The organism is Ferruginibacter sp. (assembly GCF_028288465.1).
Classification (GTDB): Bacteria; Bacteroidota; Bacteroidia; order Chitinophagales; family Chitinophagaceae; genus Ferruginibacter.
This window is the reverse complement of the sequence record NZ_JAQBNR010000002.1, coordinates 46,396-62,309: the sequence shown is the minus strand read 5'-3', so window position 1 is coordinate 62,309 and position 15,914 is coordinate 46,396. Positions and strand designations below refer to the sequence as shown.

16 protein-coding genes are annotated in these 15,914 nt (G+C 40.1%); 13 read left to right on the top strand and 3 right to left on the bottom strand.

The window, feature by feature from the left end:
- Positions 1 to 2 precede the first annotated feature (2 nt).
- From JWR61_RS01595 to JWR61_RS01585, 3 genes are read right to left on the bottom strand one after another with little or no spacing between them, the layout of a single operon-like run.
- A complete protein-coding gene (locus JWR61_RS01595) occupies positions 3 to 695 on the bottom strand; it encodes a class I SAM-dependent methyltransferase (protein ID WP_301926114.1) in 693 nt (230 codons plus the stop codon).
- A 25-nt stretch (positions 696 to 720) separates the two neighbouring features.
- Positions 721 to 2,427: a single-stranded-DNA-specific exonuclease RecJ gene (gene recJ, locus JWR61_RS01590; RefSeq protein ID WP_301926113.1), complete on the bottom strand. Its 1,707-nt coding sequence runs from the start codon at positions 2,425 to 2,427 to the stop codon at positions 721 to 723.
- A 42-nt stretch (positions 2,428 to 2,469) separates the two neighbouring features.
- Positions 2,470 to 3,432 (bottom strand): polyprenyl synthetase family protein, encoded by a 963-nt coding sequence (locus JWR61_RS01585; protein WP_301926112.1) that lies wholly within the window; start codon positions 3,430 to 3,432, stop codon positions 2,470 to 2,472.
- 265 nt (positions 3,433 to 3,697) lie between these two features.
- Here JWR61_RS01585 and JWR61_RS01580 point away from each other — a divergent pair, with 265 nt between their 5' ends.
- The 13 genes from JWR61_RS01580 to JWR61_RS01520 all read left to right on the top strand — a co-directional run bounded on the left by JWR61_RS01580 (position 3,698) and on the right by JWR61_RS01520 (position 15,900).
- Positions 3,698 to 5,305, top strand: coding sequence for an OmpA family protein (locus tag JWR61_RS01580; RefSeq protein WP_290336975.1), 1,608 nt, complete (start codon positions 3,698 to 3,700; stop codon positions 5,303 to 5,305).
- 165 nt (positions 5,306 to 5,470) lie between these two features.
- Positions 5,471 to 6,277 carry an outer membrane protein assembly factor BamD gene (locus JWR61_RS01575; protein ID WP_301926111.1) on the top strand — a complete coding sequence of 269 codons (807 nt, stop codon included), beginning with the start codon at positions 5,471 to 5,473 and terminating at the stop codon, positions 6,275 to 6,277.
- Positions 6,270 to 6,611: a DNA-directed RNA polymerase subunit omega gene (locus JWR61_RS01570; RefSeq protein WP_290336972.1), complete on the top strand. Its 342-nt coding sequence runs from the start codon at positions 6,270 to 6,272 to the stop codon at positions 6,609 to 6,611. The genes JWR61_RS01575 and JWR61_RS01570 overlap by 8 nt, the downstream gene beginning before the upstream one ends.
- Before the next feature lie 71 nt (positions 6,612 to 6,682).
- Positions 6,683 to 7,876 (top strand): bifunctional phosphopantothenoylcysteine decarboxylase/phosphopantothenate--cysteine ligase CoaBC, encoded by a 1,194-nt coding sequence (gene coaBC / locus JWR61_RS01565; protein WP_301926110.1) that lies wholly within the window; start codon positions 6,683 to 6,685, stop codon positions 7,874 to 7,876.
- A gap of 28 nt (positions 7,877 to 7,904) precedes the next feature.
- Positions 7,905 to 8,792, top strand: coding sequence for a DUF4835 family protein (locus tag JWR61_RS01560; RefSeq protein ID WP_290336969.1), 888 nt, complete (start codon positions 7,905 to 7,907; stop codon positions 8,790 to 8,792).
- Positions 8,792 to 9,286, top strand: coding sequence for a DUF4296 domain-containing protein (locus tag JWR61_RS01555; RefSeq protein WP_301926109.1), 495 nt, complete (start codon positions 8,792 to 8,794; stop codon positions 9,284 to 9,286). The genes JWR61_RS01560 and JWR61_RS01555 overlap by 1 nt, the downstream gene beginning before the upstream one ends.
- 19 nt (positions 9,287 to 9,305) lie before the next feature.
- Entirely contained in the window at positions 9,306 to 10,004 is a 699-nt protein-coding gene (locus JWR61_RS01550; RefSeq protein ID WP_301926108.1) for a CoA transferase subunit A, read from the top strand.
- Positions 10,005 to 10,038: 34 nt separating this feature from the next.
- Positions 10,039 to 10,692 carry a CoA transferase subunit B gene (locus JWR61_RS01545; RefSeq protein ID WP_301926107.1) on the top strand — a complete coding sequence of 218 codons (654 nt, stop codon included), beginning with the start codon at positions 10,039 to 10,041 and terminating at the stop codon, positions 10,690 to 10,692.
- 139 nt (positions 10,693 to 10,831) lie between these two features.
- Complete coding sequence (locus JWR61_RS01540) at positions 10,832 to 12,124, top strand: aminopeptidase P family protein (protein ID WP_301926106.1); 1,293 nt, start codon at positions 10,832 to 10,834, stop codon at positions 12,122 to 12,124.
- A gap of 6 nt (positions 12,125 to 12,130) precedes the next feature.
- The gene (locus JWR61_RS01535) at positions 12,131 to 12,901 is read left to right on the top strand and encodes a phosphatidylcholine/phosphatidylserine synthase (protein ID WP_301926105.1); all 771 of its coding nucleotides are present in this window, start codon (positions 12,131 to 12,133) and stop codon (positions 12,899 to 12,901) included.
- Positions 12,898 to 13,143: a phosphoribosylformylglycinamidine synthase subunit PurS gene (gene purS, locus JWR61_RS01530; protein ID WP_290336960.1), complete on the top strand. Its 246-nt coding sequence runs from the start codon at positions 12,898 to 12,900 to the stop codon at positions 13,141 to 13,143. Before JWR61_RS01535 ends, purS begins: the two co-directional genes overlap by 4 nt.
- A 113-nt stretch (positions 13,144 to 13,256) precedes the next feature.
- Positions 13,257 to 13,922 (top strand): 16S rRNA (cytidine(1402)-2'-O)-methyltransferase, encoded by a 666-nt coding sequence (gene rsmI, locus JWR61_RS01525; RefSeq protein WP_301926104.1) that lies wholly within the window; start codon positions 13,257 to 13,259, stop codon positions 13,920 to 13,922.
- A gap of 55 nt (positions 13,923 to 13,977) precedes the next feature.
- Positions 13,978 to 15,900, top strand: a complete 1,923-nt coding sequence (locus tag JWR61_RS01520; protein WP_301926103.1) for a M1 family metallopeptidase — start codon at positions 13,978 to 13,980, stop codon at positions 15,898 to 15,900.
- The last annotated feature ends 14 nt before the right edge of the window (positions 15,901 to 15,914 follow it).

The following is a 15,914-nucleotide window of genomic DNA, read 5'->3' as shown; positions in this document are numbered from 1 at the left end:
GATTAAGACTTCCGGCGTTGTAATAGTGCCGGAAGTTTTAGTATAGCAGCTTCCAGGTATTTCATTTCTTTTGTATGAAAAATTTCCTTGAAGCCTTCGTCTAAAAACAATTCTTCGTAAAGCGGATTAGCGTATATCACAAAAATTTCCCGCGGATGCATGCGGACGCTTTCCATTATATTAAATACCACTGCGCTCATTACCACTACATCAAAAGGATTGAATAAGAACAGGCAATCAACGGTAGCAGGAATGTCATAATTCATTGCATCTGCGGTATGAACTGCAAAATTCATTTCAGGAAATTTTTCTTTCATTTTCTCAAGATTGCGGCGTGCATCTTCACAAAATTTTTCAGAAAAATCAACACCGGTGATATTTGTATATCCGTTGTAAGCAGCAACGCACATCGCCCTGCCTTTGCCGCAACCGATGTCTGCAAAATGCATGTTTGGTGTAGCCGGCAGTTGTTTAAATAGTTGCTCCAGCAAGGTGTAACTGATAGGCATGTACATGGTTGCATGCGAAGTATCAATTCCTTTTTTAGAAAGATCTTTTAATTCGTCGGCTCCTGTTGTGGAAATGCCATATTTTTTTTCACCCTTTATTTCCTGCTTTATAATATTGAGCGCAATGCCAAAGTTCCAGTTAAAACCGACGTAAAAAAAATAGTACAGGTAAGTGAATAATTTCAATTTTTTTTATTTTGGGTATATGGTATCAGGAACGGGATACCTGCAGATCTATTATCTTAAGCTGCAAATTTGTTTCGCCGTTCCATTCATTTTCGTCAATTGTAAAAACAAGGTCAAAGGGCTTTTTCGTTGCAAGTATGGAAAATTTATCGGCAAGATTAAAGCCAATGCCAGTAAAGGTTATACCATTTTGTTTTACAACAAAACGCACGTGTAGTTCTTTAACAATTTTCGAGTAACCAGTATCGGATACATTTTTTGCTACAAATGTTGGCCGCATATTTTCCGGTCCAAACGGTTCCATCTGGCAAATGATATTGTATAGCGTTTGATTGATTTCGTTAAAAGAAATAACACTGTCAATTATAATTTCAGGTATCAGTAAATGTGGTGCAATAGTACCGGCTACAACAGCCTCGAATTTTTCAGTGAAGGCCATTACATTTTCAGGCAACAGTGAAAGACCTGCCGCGGCGAAATGGCCGCCATACCCTAATAGATGTTCCCTGCAGGCGTGCACCGCTTCATACAAATTATAACCAACTACACTTCTGGCACTTCCTGCAACAATATCACCGTTACGTGTAAGTACAATGGTTGGACGGTAATACTTTTCTGTCAGTCTGCTTGCCACAATCCCCACCACTCCTTTATGCCAGTGTTCCTGGTAAACAACGGTTGATTTGCGGTTGATCATCTCCGCTTTGTTATCAATCATTGCAAGTGCCTCGGCTGTTATACTGCTGTCGGCTTCCTTTCGGTCGGTATTATCAATATGCAGTAATTTGGCTAACTCCATCGCCCGGTCAACATCTTTTTCAATAAACAATAAAACGGCCTTTTTTGCATCATCCATACGCCCCGCGGCGTTTACTCTGGGCGCAATTACAAAAACAACATTGGTAATGGATAGTTTTTTTTGAATGCCGCCCAAATGGATCAGCGCTTTAATGCCAGCGCAGGGAGAGGAGTTAATTTGCTGCAAGCCAAAATAGGCAAGTATCCTGTTTTCGCCAGTCATTGGTACAATATCGGCCGCAATAGCGGTGGCTACCAGGTCAAGATAGCAATAATAATGTTCTTCGTCAATGCCATACCGTTGTGCTAGAGCGGTCGCTAATTTAAACCCAACGCCGCAACCACACAATTCTTTGTAGGGGTAATCGCAATCTTTTTGTTTAGCATTTAAAATGGCAACGGCCTCGGGTAAAATATCATCCGGTAAATGATGGTCGCATACAATAAAATCTATGCCCAACGTTTTTGCATAAGCTATCAATGCCACAGATTTTATTCCGCAATCCAGCGATATGATAAGAGAGAAATTATTTGCAGCGGCATAATCAATCCCGGCCTTACTGATGCCATAGCCTTCTTTGTAACGATCGGGGATATAGAATTCAACCATTTCCCCGTTGTAGATTTTACAGATAAACTGGTACACCAGGGCCACAGAGGTTGTGCCATCCACATCATAATCACCAAAGACCATTATTTTCTCATTGCGCTCAATGGCCGTAACAATTCTTTCCACAGCCTTGTTCATGTCCTTCATCAGGAAGGGATCATGCAGGGCTGCAAGCGATGGACGAAACCACGCTTTGGCTTTTTCAAAATTGTCAATGCCCCTGTTTACAAGGATGCTGCATAAACTGCTGTTTATTTTTAAAGCTGCCTGTAAATCAGCGGTAACACCTTTATCAACTTCCAGTATGTTCCATCTTTTTTCCATCCTAATTGAAAATTATTGCCGTGTGGAATGTCAGAATGTGATCTAATATTTTCTGTCTGTTGTGTAGCGTACCAGTTCCTCCAATGCTTTCCTGACTTCATTATCCTCAAATTCATGTAATATGGCGAGCGCTTCATCCCTGTAAGCAGTCATTTTTTCCGCGGCATAATCAATGCCGCCTGAGGCTACTACTGTGTCAATAACCTGTCTGACCTTTTGCGTGTTTTTATTTTCGTTTTTAATGATGTAAATAAGTTCCCTTCTTTTTGGAGCGCTTATTTTATTTAAGGTATAAATGAGTGGCAGCGTTAGTTTTTTTTCTTTTATGTCATTGCCCGTAGGCTTTCCCACATCTTCTTTGCCATAGTCAAAAAGATCATCTTTTATTTGAAATGCGATACCCACTTTTTCCCCGAACAATTTCATTTTGTTACTAATGGCTTCGTTTTTACAGGTACTCCATGCGCCAACGGCGCAGGCAGATGACAGCAGGGAGGCAGTTTTATTCCGGATGATTTCAAAATAGATGTCCTCTTTTAAATTAAGATTCCGGGATTTTTCGATCTGAAGTAATTCGCCCTCACTCATTTGTTTTACAGCCTGGGATAAAATTTGCAGGTGTTCAAAATCTTTGTTATCCGTTGATAAAAGCAGGCCTTTTGATAAAAGATAATCACCTACCAATACAGCGATTTTGTTTTTCCAGATTGCATTTACAGAAAAAAAACCTCGTCTTTCAAGAGATTCATCGACTACATCGTCGTGAACCAGCGTTGCTGTATGTAGTAATTCAACTAATGCCGCAGCCCTGTAGGTACTTTCATTAATGGGGCCGTGCAGTTTTGCACTTAAAAATACAAACATCGGACGAAGTTGTTTACCCTTGCGCTTGATGATATATTTCATAATCCTGTCAAGAAGCGGAGTTTGACTTTTTACCGATTCGGCGAACTTCTTTTCAAAAGTATTTAATTCTTCACCTATTATATTTTTTATAAATTCCATTTCTAAAAAGACGGCAATATAGTGCAGGAAAAAACGGGTTCAAAGTAATTTATTTTTTCTGTGCCTTTTAAATTTTATTAAAAAACAATAAGTTTTTATAAGAAGCAGCGGAATAGTACATATTATAATCTTAATTTGCAAATTAAACAGGACAGAATTAAGTAGTTAAGGTAAATAATCCTAAAAAAATTTGGTTATTAACTCCCATTATCTAATTTTGTATGTGAAAACTCTTAAATTTTAGAATTTTAATAATCAATAAGTTATGGCAAACAAAAAGTACAAATTAATTCTGGGGTTTCTGGCCCTGATATCAACTACATCTTTTGCCCAAACGGGTTCTGGTTATAGTGTTTTTGATTCTTCAGTGATTCCGGCGAAAAAATTGCCGCAGCAGAATGAATTTATGAACAACACATATAACTTTCCGGCTAAGCCCCGCAATATGGTTGAAGTAGGTGTATCGCTAGGCAACATTGTAGTAATGGGAGATGTTGCTGGCAGAGTACCAAGACTCGGATTTGAAGCACATGTCAGAAAAGCGTTAGGATATATCTTCTCCTTACGGGCACAGTATTTAAACGGATCGCCTAAAGGAATGAACTGGCAGCCTTCATATAACTATGCTAATAATGATGCATTGGTTAGTGCCCCAAATGGTAATCTTCCGGCGGGCAAAGGTTACAAACCAAATGTAGATGCGGTTTTTTACAATTATAAAACACATGTTCAGGACTTGGGCATTCAGGGCATCTTTACCCTTAATAACGTTCGTTTTCATAAACAAAAAACCGGGGTTACCATTTATGCAGGTGCTGGGGTTGGCGCAACCTGGTATAACGTAATGGTAAATGCACTTGATGCATCTGGAAACAATTATGCAAGCTTGTATAATAGCATAGCCAATGGCGGTGATATCAGCTACTCTAACAGGAGGAATATTTTGAAACGGTTGAAGGATGGTATGGATAATACCTATGAAACACCTGGTGAATCAGAAGGTAACCGTCGCCCTAAATTGGGAAAGAATACTTTAAGAGCTTCTGGTACTGTACTTGCGGGAGTAGCTTTCAAATTAAGCAACAGGGTTAATCTGGCTCTGGAAGACCGGCATACTTTCGTAAAGTCTGATCTATTGGACGGACAACGCTGGCAAGAGCATCCGGACGGACTTGATGCTGCTTTGACTCCTGATTACGATTCTTATAACTATTTATCTCTTGGCATCAACTTTAATTTAGGCGCGAAGGCTGTTGAGCCGTTGTGGTGGCTGAATCCTTTGGATTATGCTTACAGCGAAATCAACAATCCTAAGCACATGAAGTTGCCTAAACCAATTTTGGATGACACGGATGGTGATGGTGTTACTGACCAACTGGACAGAGAGCCGAATACTCCGGCTGGTTGCCCGGTTGATTCACATGGTGTAACCAGGGATACAGACGGTGATGGTGTTCCGGATTGTAAGGATAAGCAATTGATCACTCCTACCGAGTGTCAACCAGTAGATGCTGATGGTGTTGGTAAATGCCCTGATCCTGCTTGCTGCACTGCTATGAATGCAAAAATGGATAGCCTGAATGCCTGTGCTTCTGATTACCCAAGCCTGTCTGTTAAAACAGCTACATTAAAAGCCGATACAAAAGCGTTGCTTGCAACAGTTGCCAATAAATTGAAAGAAAAACCTAACTGTACAATTACATTGACGGCATATCCTGCAGCATCTAAAAAGGAACAGTCTTTAGCTGACAAAAAACTGGATGCGGTTAAAAACTACCTGGTTGAAAAATTAGGTATTAGTCCGGACAGGGTTTTGGTTGATAAGGTTATTGGCGGCGGAGATTCCAATACGATTGATATTAAATCAAACTAATTAAAAATAGTTTTTTGTCGAAGAGCCCTTCCTGTTGGAGGGGCTCTTTTTGCAAGTATGATAATTATCCGGAAATTGGTTTACCAAAACCTTAACGCGATCTTTTTTGCTATACTATAATTACAAGGGATTTTTGATTTAAAATCATTAATTTCGCACTTCTTTATGAATTTTATTAAAGTATTTATTACATCTCTTTTATTGGTAACGTTCTTTTCATCATGCAATAAGTATGGAAAAGTGCTAAAAAGTAAGGATTCAGATTATAAACTGAAAATGGCGGATACCTATTATTCAGAAAAAAAATATCGTATAGCTCAGCAATTATATGAGGAATTATACCCTGTTTATAAAGGCACGGATAAATTTGAAGAGTTATATTATAAAGATGCCTACTGTTTCTATTATCTAAAAGAATATAAAGACGCAGAGAATTTTTTCAAGGGATTTTTAGAAGTGTTTCCCAATAGCAGTAAATCTGAAGAAGTGGATTTTATGCATGCCCTTTGTTTCTACAAACAGGTTGCAAAAATTGAATTAGATCAGACCAATACTTCTAAATCAATCGGTGTAATGCAATCGTTTATAAATTCGCATCCTGGTTCTGCAAGAGTAAAAGAAGCTACCGAAATAATTGATAAAAACAGGATAAAACTGGAGCAAAAGGAATTGCGGGCAGCTGATCTTTACAATAAATTAGGTCAGTACAGAGCTGCTGCAATTTCCTACAGTACTCTGTTGAGTGATTATCCCGAGTCCCAAAATGGGGATTTATATAAGTTGAAATCTTTAATGTGCTACTATAAGTTTGCAAAATTGAGCGTAGTTGATAAGCAACCTGAAAGGTTTGAAAAAGTGATAACAGAGTACCAGGATTTCGCAGATCGTTTTCCTCAAAGTGTTCACCTGAAGGAAGCTCAGGAATACAATAATTTAAGTTTAAATAAAATTAAAGAAATAAAAAATGAGTAAACTAAGACGCCAGCTAAGTTCCAGCACAAGCAATGTGGTTGAACCAAAGAACTTGTTTGACATCAAGCAAAAAACAGGCAATCTTTATGAATCTATTGCCATTATTGCAAAGCGTGCGAACCAGATCAATATTTCTATTAAGGAAGAATTGCATAACAAGCTGGAGGAATTTGCAAGCCATACCGATAGTTTGGAAGAAATTCATGAAAATAAAGAACAAATAGAAATTTCAAAGGCATACGAAAGAATGCCTAACCCGGCACTGCTTGCATCGCAGGAATTTATGGAAGATAAAATCTACTTCCGTAAAAATGAGGAGGATTTATTTAGTTAATTTTTGGCTTTGTTTATTAATGTTAGATAAGAAGTTTTATTTTTAAGGACGGCAACTGCCGTCTTTTTTTTATGTTGAAAAATAAAAAAATTTTACTGGGTATAACGGGAAGTATTGCTGCATACAAAACTGCAGCATTGGTGCGCCTGTTAATTAAAGCCGGCGCCGAAGTGAAAATTGTGATGACGCCTGCAGCCATGAACTTTGTTTCTGCACTTACTTTATCTACTTTGTCTAAAAATCAGGTATTGTCAGATTTGGCAGAGAATAATTCCTGGAGCAATCACGTAATGTTGGGCAGGTGGGCTGATGTTATGCTGGTTGCACCCCTGAGTTGCAATACATTGGCTAAAATGGCCCACGGAATTTGCGATAACTTATTTACCGCGGTTTATCTTTCTGCAACCTGTCCTGTAATAGTGGTGCCGGCAATGGATGAAGATATGTGGCATCACGCTTCTACGAAAAATAATCTGCAAATAATTCAGGGGTTTGGCAATGTGGTAATACCGGTTGAAAATGGTGAACTCGCAAGTGGTTTAACAGGTGACGGGCGAATGGCAGAACCTGAAACCATTTTAAAAAGATTGGAAGCTTTTTTTTTCGGTCAGAACCAGCTGTTAGAAAAGAACATCCTGGTAACGGCAGGTCCAACCTATGAGGCGATGGACCCAGTTCGGTTTATCGGCAATCATTCATCGGGCAAAATGGGTATTGCCATTGCTGCAGAATGTAAAAAAAGAGGTGCCGTCGTAACATTGATACTCGGCCCATCTGGTGAAGAAATACCAGCCGGTTTACAGGTAATACGGGTAAAATCAGCAGAAGAAATGTTTAACGCATGTATGTCCGTTTTTGACAACACAGATATTGCAGTGATGAGTGCCGCAGTTGCGGACTATACACCTGTCAATATTGCAACAGATAAGATTAAAAAACGCGAAGGCATATTTTCTGTTGAATTGAAAAAGACAAAAGATATTTTAAAGCATTTAGGCACCATAAAAAAAGAGGGGCAATTATTGGCCGGGTTTGCGCTGGAGACAACTGATGAAAGAAATAATGCATTGAAAAAACTCGCAGAAAAAAATGCTGATTTAATAGTACTAAATTCACTGAATGACAGCGGCGCTGGTTTTAGCGGCGACACTAACAAAATAACTATTTTTGATAAAAATGGAGGGGAACAGCATTTTGATACCAAATCAAAAAAGGAAGTAGCAGTTGATATTGTAAATACCATTATTCATTTGTACTATGCTTAATAACAAAATAAAATTACTGTTGTTCTTTATGCTAACCGGTTATATAGCCGTAGCCCAGGAATTGAATGCCCGGGTAACCGTTAACAGCAGCAGGGTTGGCACCAATGTAAATAAGAGCACTTTTCAAACACTGCAAACAGCATTAAATACTTTTCTAAATAATCATAAATGGACAGGGGATAATTTTTTAGTAAATGAAAAAATTGATTGTAACTTTTTATTAAATCTGCAACCTGGCACCGATGCGAATGTGTACACTGCTTCGCTGACTATACAGGCGGGGAGACCTGTGTTTAACTCTTCTTACTTGTCTCCTATCATCAATTACCAGGATGCCGATATTACTTTTAAATATGTAGAGTTTCAGCAATTGGAATTTAATGAAAACAGGGTGTCAGGGTCAGATGGGTTAGTGTCAAACCTCACAGCAGTATTTGCTTATTATGCTTATATGGTTTTAGGATTCGACTATGATTCCTATGCATTGCGTGGAGGTTCACCCTATTTTTTAAAGGCGCAAAACATTGTTAATAACGCTCCGGAAGCCAGGGGTATTTCAGGCTGGAAAGCTTTTGATGGTCGCCGCAACAGGTATTGGCTTGTTGAAAATATGGAGAACAGCCGTTATGCCATCATGCACGATATTTATTATGGCTACTATAGAAAGGCAGCAGATAAAATGGTTGAAAACGAAGCCGAGGCCCGGTCAGAAATGCTGAATGTATTAAACCTGCTAAGTAGTTTTAATGCTGACAATTCCACAACTATGATCAGCCAGTTCTTCTTCCAGGGAAAAGCAAATGAATTGATCAAAATTTTCGCTAAAGCACCTCCTCAGGATAAGGCCAGGGCATCTGAGCTATTACAAAAAATGGATATGACCAATGCGGCGAGGTATAAAGATGAACTGAAGTAATGAAAATAGCGGTACTGATATTATTTTCGATTTGGTTTGCAGGCTGCAACACCAATGGAGGACTGCCATCCGGGATTCTGCCACCGGATAAAATGCAGGATGTCTTTTGGGATGTGATCCGTGCTGAAACATATACCACTCAGTTTATAAAAAAGGATAGCATGAAAAACGCGGCGCTTGAAAACGCAAAACTTCAGCAGCAGGTGTTTGCAGCACATCATATAAACGAGAAAATTTTTTATGATAGTTACCAGTATTATAATGCGCACACACAATTGATGGGTGTATTGCTTGACAGTATCACGTTAAGAGGCGAAAGAGAGAAGTATTCCACTCTCTACGCCAAGCGACCTGCCGCGGAGCCTTTTTCCTTAATGCCCTTGCCGCCACCTCCGCCGATCCTCCCAATACCTGGGGTGAAATATTCCAGCACCCCGGTTCCTGATTCAGCAAAAACTGAAACCCATATTTTTCGACCCGTCCCGATAAAGTAATCTCACTAAAATGATTGTTATGGAAAAAGTGTATGCCAACGCAGCCGAAGCCCTAAATGATGTTTTTGATGGAGCAACAGCCATGTTTGGTGGTTTTGGCTTATGTGGTATTCCCGAAAACTGTATTGCAGCGCTGGTGCAAAAGGGCACAAAAAATTTAATTTGTATTGCCAACAATGCCGGTGTAGATGACTTTGGTATTGGATTGCTATTGCAAAGAAAGCTCGTAAGGAAAATGATATCGTCTTATGTGGGCGAAAATGCCGAGTTCGAAAGACAGTTGCTTAGCGGAGAACTGGAAGTAGAGTTAATACCCCAGGGTACACTTGCCACCAGGTGTATGGCGGCCGGGTATGGAATGCCGGCGATCTTTACGCCAGCCGGTGTTGGTACCGAAGTAGCCATTGGAAAAGAAGTACGAACATTTAATAATAAAGAATACTTGCTTGAATATGCTTTTGAAGCAGACTTCGCTTTTATAAAAGCCTGGAAAGGCGATACAGAAGGCAACCTGATTTTTAAAGAAACTGCCCGTAATTTTAATCCGCTGATGGCGATGGCTGGTAAGATAACCATCGCAGAAGTGGAGGAATTGGTACCTGCAGGTGAATTGGATCCAAACCAGGTGCATACTCCCGGCATTTATGTACATCGTATTTTTAAAGGGATTAATTATGAAAAAAGAATAGAACAACGCACGGTAAGAAAATTATCCTGATACTTATGCATTCCTTCAACAGCAAATTAATTGTATGCTTGATAAAAATCAGATAGCGCAAAGGCTCGCAAAAGAATTGAAAGACGGCTACTACGTTAACCTCGGCATCGGTATCCCCACACTTGTTGCTAATTATATCCCTGAAAATATAAAAGTAGTGTTACAAAGTGAAAACGGGCTATTGGGTATGGGACCCTTTCCGTTTGAAGGCCAGGAAGATCCTGACCTGATCAATGCCGGCAAACAAACAATTACAACGGTACCAGGTTCTTCTTTTTTTGACAGTGCAATGAGTTTTGGAATGATACGGGCAGGCAAGGTTGACCTTACTATTTTAGGGGCGATGGAAGTAAGTGATACAGGTGATATCGCCAATTGGAAAATACCTGGCAAGATGGTGAAAGGTATGGGCGGTGCTATGGACCTCGTAGCAAGTGCAAAAAATATCATTGTTGCCATGATGCATACCAATCCAAAAGGAGAATCAAAATTACTTCCTCATTGTGTTTTGCCACTGACAGGTATTGGCTGCGTAAAAAAAATTGTTACAGATCTTGCAGTATTGGACATAACTCCGGCCGGGTTCAGATTAATGGAAAGAGCGCCCGGTGTAAGCGTAGAAGAAATCATTGCCAAAACTGCCGGCCGGCTTATAGTCGATCATGAAATACCGGAAATGCAACTGTGACGGGTTCAAAAATAAGTATCCGTTTGATATAAGATTACTTTCAGTAACCACTATTTTTCTTTGCCTGACTGCTATGCAATAAACCTGTTTTTTACGCAAGGCTTTAAAAATGTATATTGCAAGCGGTAAAAAATATTTCATGAAATACCTTCCTTTAAATGCCGGCATTTTTATTCAAAACAGAAAGCGTTTTGTAGAAAGAATGGATAAAAATGCCATCGCAATTTTTAACAGCAATGATGAATTGCCTTACAATGGCGATGCCATTCACCGGTTCAAACAAAATGCAGACCTGGTTTGGCTTACTGGCATAGAGCAGGAAGATACCATGTTGATTTTATTTCCGGGTAATCCCGATCCTAAATACCGGGAAGTACTGGTGCTGGTAAGGCCAAACGAATTGAAAGAAAAATGGGATGGGCACAGGTTAAGAGTGAAAGAAGCAACCGCCATCTCGGGAATTACCACCATCGTTTGGTTAGATGTATTGGATGGAGTATTGCAACCATGGATACATTTAGCAGATTTGATCTACCTTAATACAAATGAGAATGACCGTAAGGCCAACCTGATACCGGTAAGAGATTATCGTTACGCAGAAATGATGCGGTCACGTTACCCGGTACACCAATATAAACGAAGTGCTGTTATATTAAAAGACTTGCGGGCGGTTAAGACAGTACTCGAAGTGGAGGTGATACAAAAAGCAATCGACATCACTGAAGTTGCCTTCAGGCGCCTGCTCGGCTTTATAAAGCCAGGTGTTATGGAATATGAAATTGAAGCCGAAATAGTGCATTCATTTTTGTCGCAACGGGCAACTGGCGAAGCTTATAGCTCCATTATAGCAAGCGGCGACAGGGCAAGAACGTTGCATTATGTAGAAAACAACAGGGAATGCAAAGACAGAGAAATGGTGCTGATGGATTTTGGTGCAGGCTACGGAAATTATTGCGCAGACCTGACCAGGACGGTACCTGTAAATGGCAAGTTTACCAAAAGGCAAAAAATAGTCTACAATGCCTGTTTACATTTACACCATTTTGCAGCCTCTATTCTAAAACCGGGCATAAGCATTGTTGAATATACTGATAAGGTGGGAGCAGAAGCGACCAGTATTTTTCAAAAGATCGGTCTGCTTAAAAAATCGGATATCAAAAATGAAGATCCCGATAACAGGGCATACCGCAAGTATTTGTACCATGGCATTTCACATCACCTGGGCATAGATGTGCACGACCTTGGTACCCGGACAGCGCCCATAAAAGCGGGAATGGTATTTACAATTGAACCAGGTATTTATATCGAGGAAGAACAGATGGGCGTGCGCATTGAGAACAATTTCTGGATTACAAAGAATGGTAATAAAGACCTGATGAAAAATATTCCAATAACCGTTGATGAGATTGAATCATTGATGAAAAAGCGATAACCAGCAATGAAAAAACACATTTCTAATTTATTTACCCTGCTCAATTTATTTTTCGGTTGTATAGCGATTGTTTTTGCTTTGCAAAACGGGATCGATGTTGTGTACACAAAGGAAGGGGAGCAGTTTATAAAACTAAAAGAGAATATTTGTTTAGCCTCTCTGTTTATCGCCATCGCGGCTGTGGTGGATTTTTTAGATGGCTTTGTTGCACGTGCACTCAATATTTGTTCTGAAATGGGCAAGCAATTGGATTCGCTGGCGGATATGGCAAGTTTTGGCGTGGCACCCGGCATCATACTTTACCAATTTTTACGGATGGGATATATAAAAGATGCAGATGGTATAGAAGCCTCCATTTTATTATTACTGCCGGCATTCATTTTCACCTGCGCCGGTGCCTACCGGCTCGCAAGATTTAATATCGATACTTCCCAGGCCTACGGTTTTAAAGGTGTGCCAATACCAGCTGCAGGTTTAGTAGTAGCCTCATTACCTTTAATATACTGGTACAGCAATTCGGACGCCGTATATAACGTGATATTAAATAAATGGTTTTTATACGCTCTTATCATTTTGCTTAGTTGGCTAATGGTAAGCAAACTACCGATAATGGCAATGAAGTTTAAAGATTACACGGTAAAAAATAATATGCCTAAAATAATATTGATAGCAATTTCACTGATTTCCGCATTTTTATTGAAATGGCTTGCCGTACCGGTTGTTTTCATTGCTTACATTATTTTATCTTTGGCGCTCAAAAATAAAACTACAACATGATCTTCACTGCACAGGTAAAAGTAATGCCGCTAAAAGAATTGTTAGATCCGCAGGGAAAGGCCGTAATGGGCGGGCTTGCAAATCTTGGACTGAATGGTATCAAGGATGTTCGCATTGGAAAAAATATTACCCTCCAGGTAGAAGCAGACAGCGCAGATGCTGCTGCGCAGATAGCCGAAGAAGCGGCAAAGAAATTATTGGCCAACCAGGTAATGGAAATGTTTGAGGTGGAAATCAAATAGCAAATTGACGGATTTGCTAACCTGCTATTACAAGCAACTTTCTAAGAGCGCATGCTGTTGCAGCTGATATAGCTGCACTTTATCAGATTAGCAAATCAGCACATCAAAAAAATATGCTTTACATTGTTCCCACGCCCATCGGTAACCTGGCTGATATAACTTTCAGGGCGATTGAGGTGTTAAAATCGGTTGATTTAATACTGGCGGAAGACACCCGTACTTCATCGGTACTGCTACAGCATTACCAAATTCATAAGCCGCTTACACCATACCATCAGCACAATGAGCATAAAATTATTCACCACCTCGCGGAGCAATTGCAGGCCGGCAAAACAATGGCCCTGCTTACAGATGCGGGCACACCGGGCATCAGCGATCCTGCTTTTTTGCTGGTGAGAGAATGTGTAAAGCAAGATATAAAAGTGGAATGTTTACCAGGTGCCACCGCCTTCGTGCCGGCACTTGTAAACAGTGGATTGCCCATTACAAGTTTCTGTTTCGAAGGATTTTTACCATTGAAAAAAGGAAGACAAACATTCTTAAAAAAGATGGCGTTGGAAGAACGCACTATGGTATTTTATGAAAGTCCCATGCGGTTGGTAAAAACCCTGCATGACTTTATTGAATATTTTGGCGCTGACCGGGTTTGTTGTGTAAGCCGTGAACTGACTAAAAAATTTGAAGAAAACAAGCGGGGAACATTACAAGAGGTACACGATCATTTTAACAGCAAGCCTGTAAAGGGGGAAATAGTAATTGTGGTTCAGGGTGTTCAATGAGTATAAATAATTGCAATTGCTGCCTGTTGAAATTTACTTTAAAATCAAATGTAGTATGAAGAAAATTTTTGTTTTGATGTTGTTGTTTATCACAGGAAATATAACCCTGGTTGCACAAGCAGACAGATGGCAGCAGCGTGTAAAATATACAATGACCGTGGATGTGGATGATGTAAGCAACCAATTCACTGGTAAACAAAAACTGGTATACACTAACAATTCTCCGGATGTACTGAAGAGAGTATTTTATCATCTTTATTTCAATGCTTTTCAACCCAACAGCAGCATGGATGTGCGCAGCAGGGAGTTGGGTAAAACGCTCGTAAACGGAAGACCGGATTGGGATGGCAGGGTAAAAGACCGTATCAGCAAATTAACACCAGCTGAAATTGGTTACCAGAAAATTATCTCTTTGAAAATGAATGGCATTGCTCAGCCGTTTAAATATCACGAAACAATTCTGGAAGTAAATCTTACCAAACCAATCACGCCTAAAAGCTCAGTTGTTTTTGATATGGAATTTGAAGCACAAATTCCATTGCAGGTAAGGCGAAGTGGAAGAGATAATCCTACGACGGGTGTGAGGTACAGCATGAGCCAATGGTACCCGAAATTGTGTGAGTATGATTATGAAGGCTGGCATCCTACGCCCTATGTGGCAAGGGAATTTTACGGAGTTTGGGGCGATTTTGACGTGACGATTAATATTGATAAAAACTACAAATTAGGCGGCAGCGGTATACTATTAAATGCAGCTGAAATTGGCTGGGGATATGATGCTGCAGGTTCCGAGCTGAAGCCTGCGGCAAAGCCCAAACGTAGCTGGCATTTTGTTGCAAACAATGTACATGATTTTATGTGGGCTGCCGACCCGGAATACAAACACCTGGTGCGTAAAATGCCAAACGGTGGGCCCGTACTCAATGTTCTCTACAAGTATAAAGAAAATGATGCGGCCAATGATGAGGCATGGGAAACGGTTGCCAATGCAGCTGTAACGGTATTGCCTTTTATGGAAAGCAAATTTGGCAAGTATCCTTATCCCCAGTATTCATTTATACAGGGAGGCGATGGAGGTATGGAATATCCGATGGGCACCTTGCTTATTGGACCAAGTCTGGGCACTGTTTTTCATGAATGGATGCACAGCTGGTACCAGATGATGCTGGGCACCAATGAAAGCCTGTATGCCTGGATGGATGAAGGCTTTACCGAGTTTGCAAGTGACCTGGTGGAAGGCTACTACCGGGAGAAAGTTACGAGGGTAAAAAACGCTTCTAATCCGGCCTTTATTAAATCACTTGATTCAGCAGCAGCCTTGCTGCCACTGGAGCATTATAACAATTACCGGGCGTATTATTTTATTGCTAAAAGCGATTGGGAAGAACCGCTCACAACGCACGCCGATCACTTTAACACCAATGTTGGTTACAGCAATGCTGCCTATAGTAAAGGAGCTGTATTTCTTGAACAGCTGGGCTACATTACCAGCGCTGCAACAAGAGATAAAATTTTGCTTGAGTATTATAAACAATGGCACTTTAAACATCCAAACGCAGCTGATTTTATACAAATTGCAGAAAATGTCAGCGGCCTTAAACTGGATTGGTACAAAGAATACTGGTGCAGCACTACCAAAAAAATTGACTATTCAATTGACAGTTTGTGGGAAGAAAATGGTATTTCAAAAATAAGACTGCGTCGTATTGGTCAAATGCCCATGCCGATTGATTTACAGCTTACATTTAAAGATGGAACAACCGAACAGCACTACATTCCTCTAAACCTGATGTTTGGAGAAAAACCTGCAGAGGATAAGGCACCAAGAATTGTGGATGAAGAATGGCGGTGGACACATCCTACCTATACGATCGAATTTAAACGCCGTTTGATGGATATAAAAAAGATAGAAATAGATCCAACCAAACGAATGGCGGATGTGGATCAGAAAAACAATATGCTGGAATTGCACTGGTAAATTTTTAATCACAC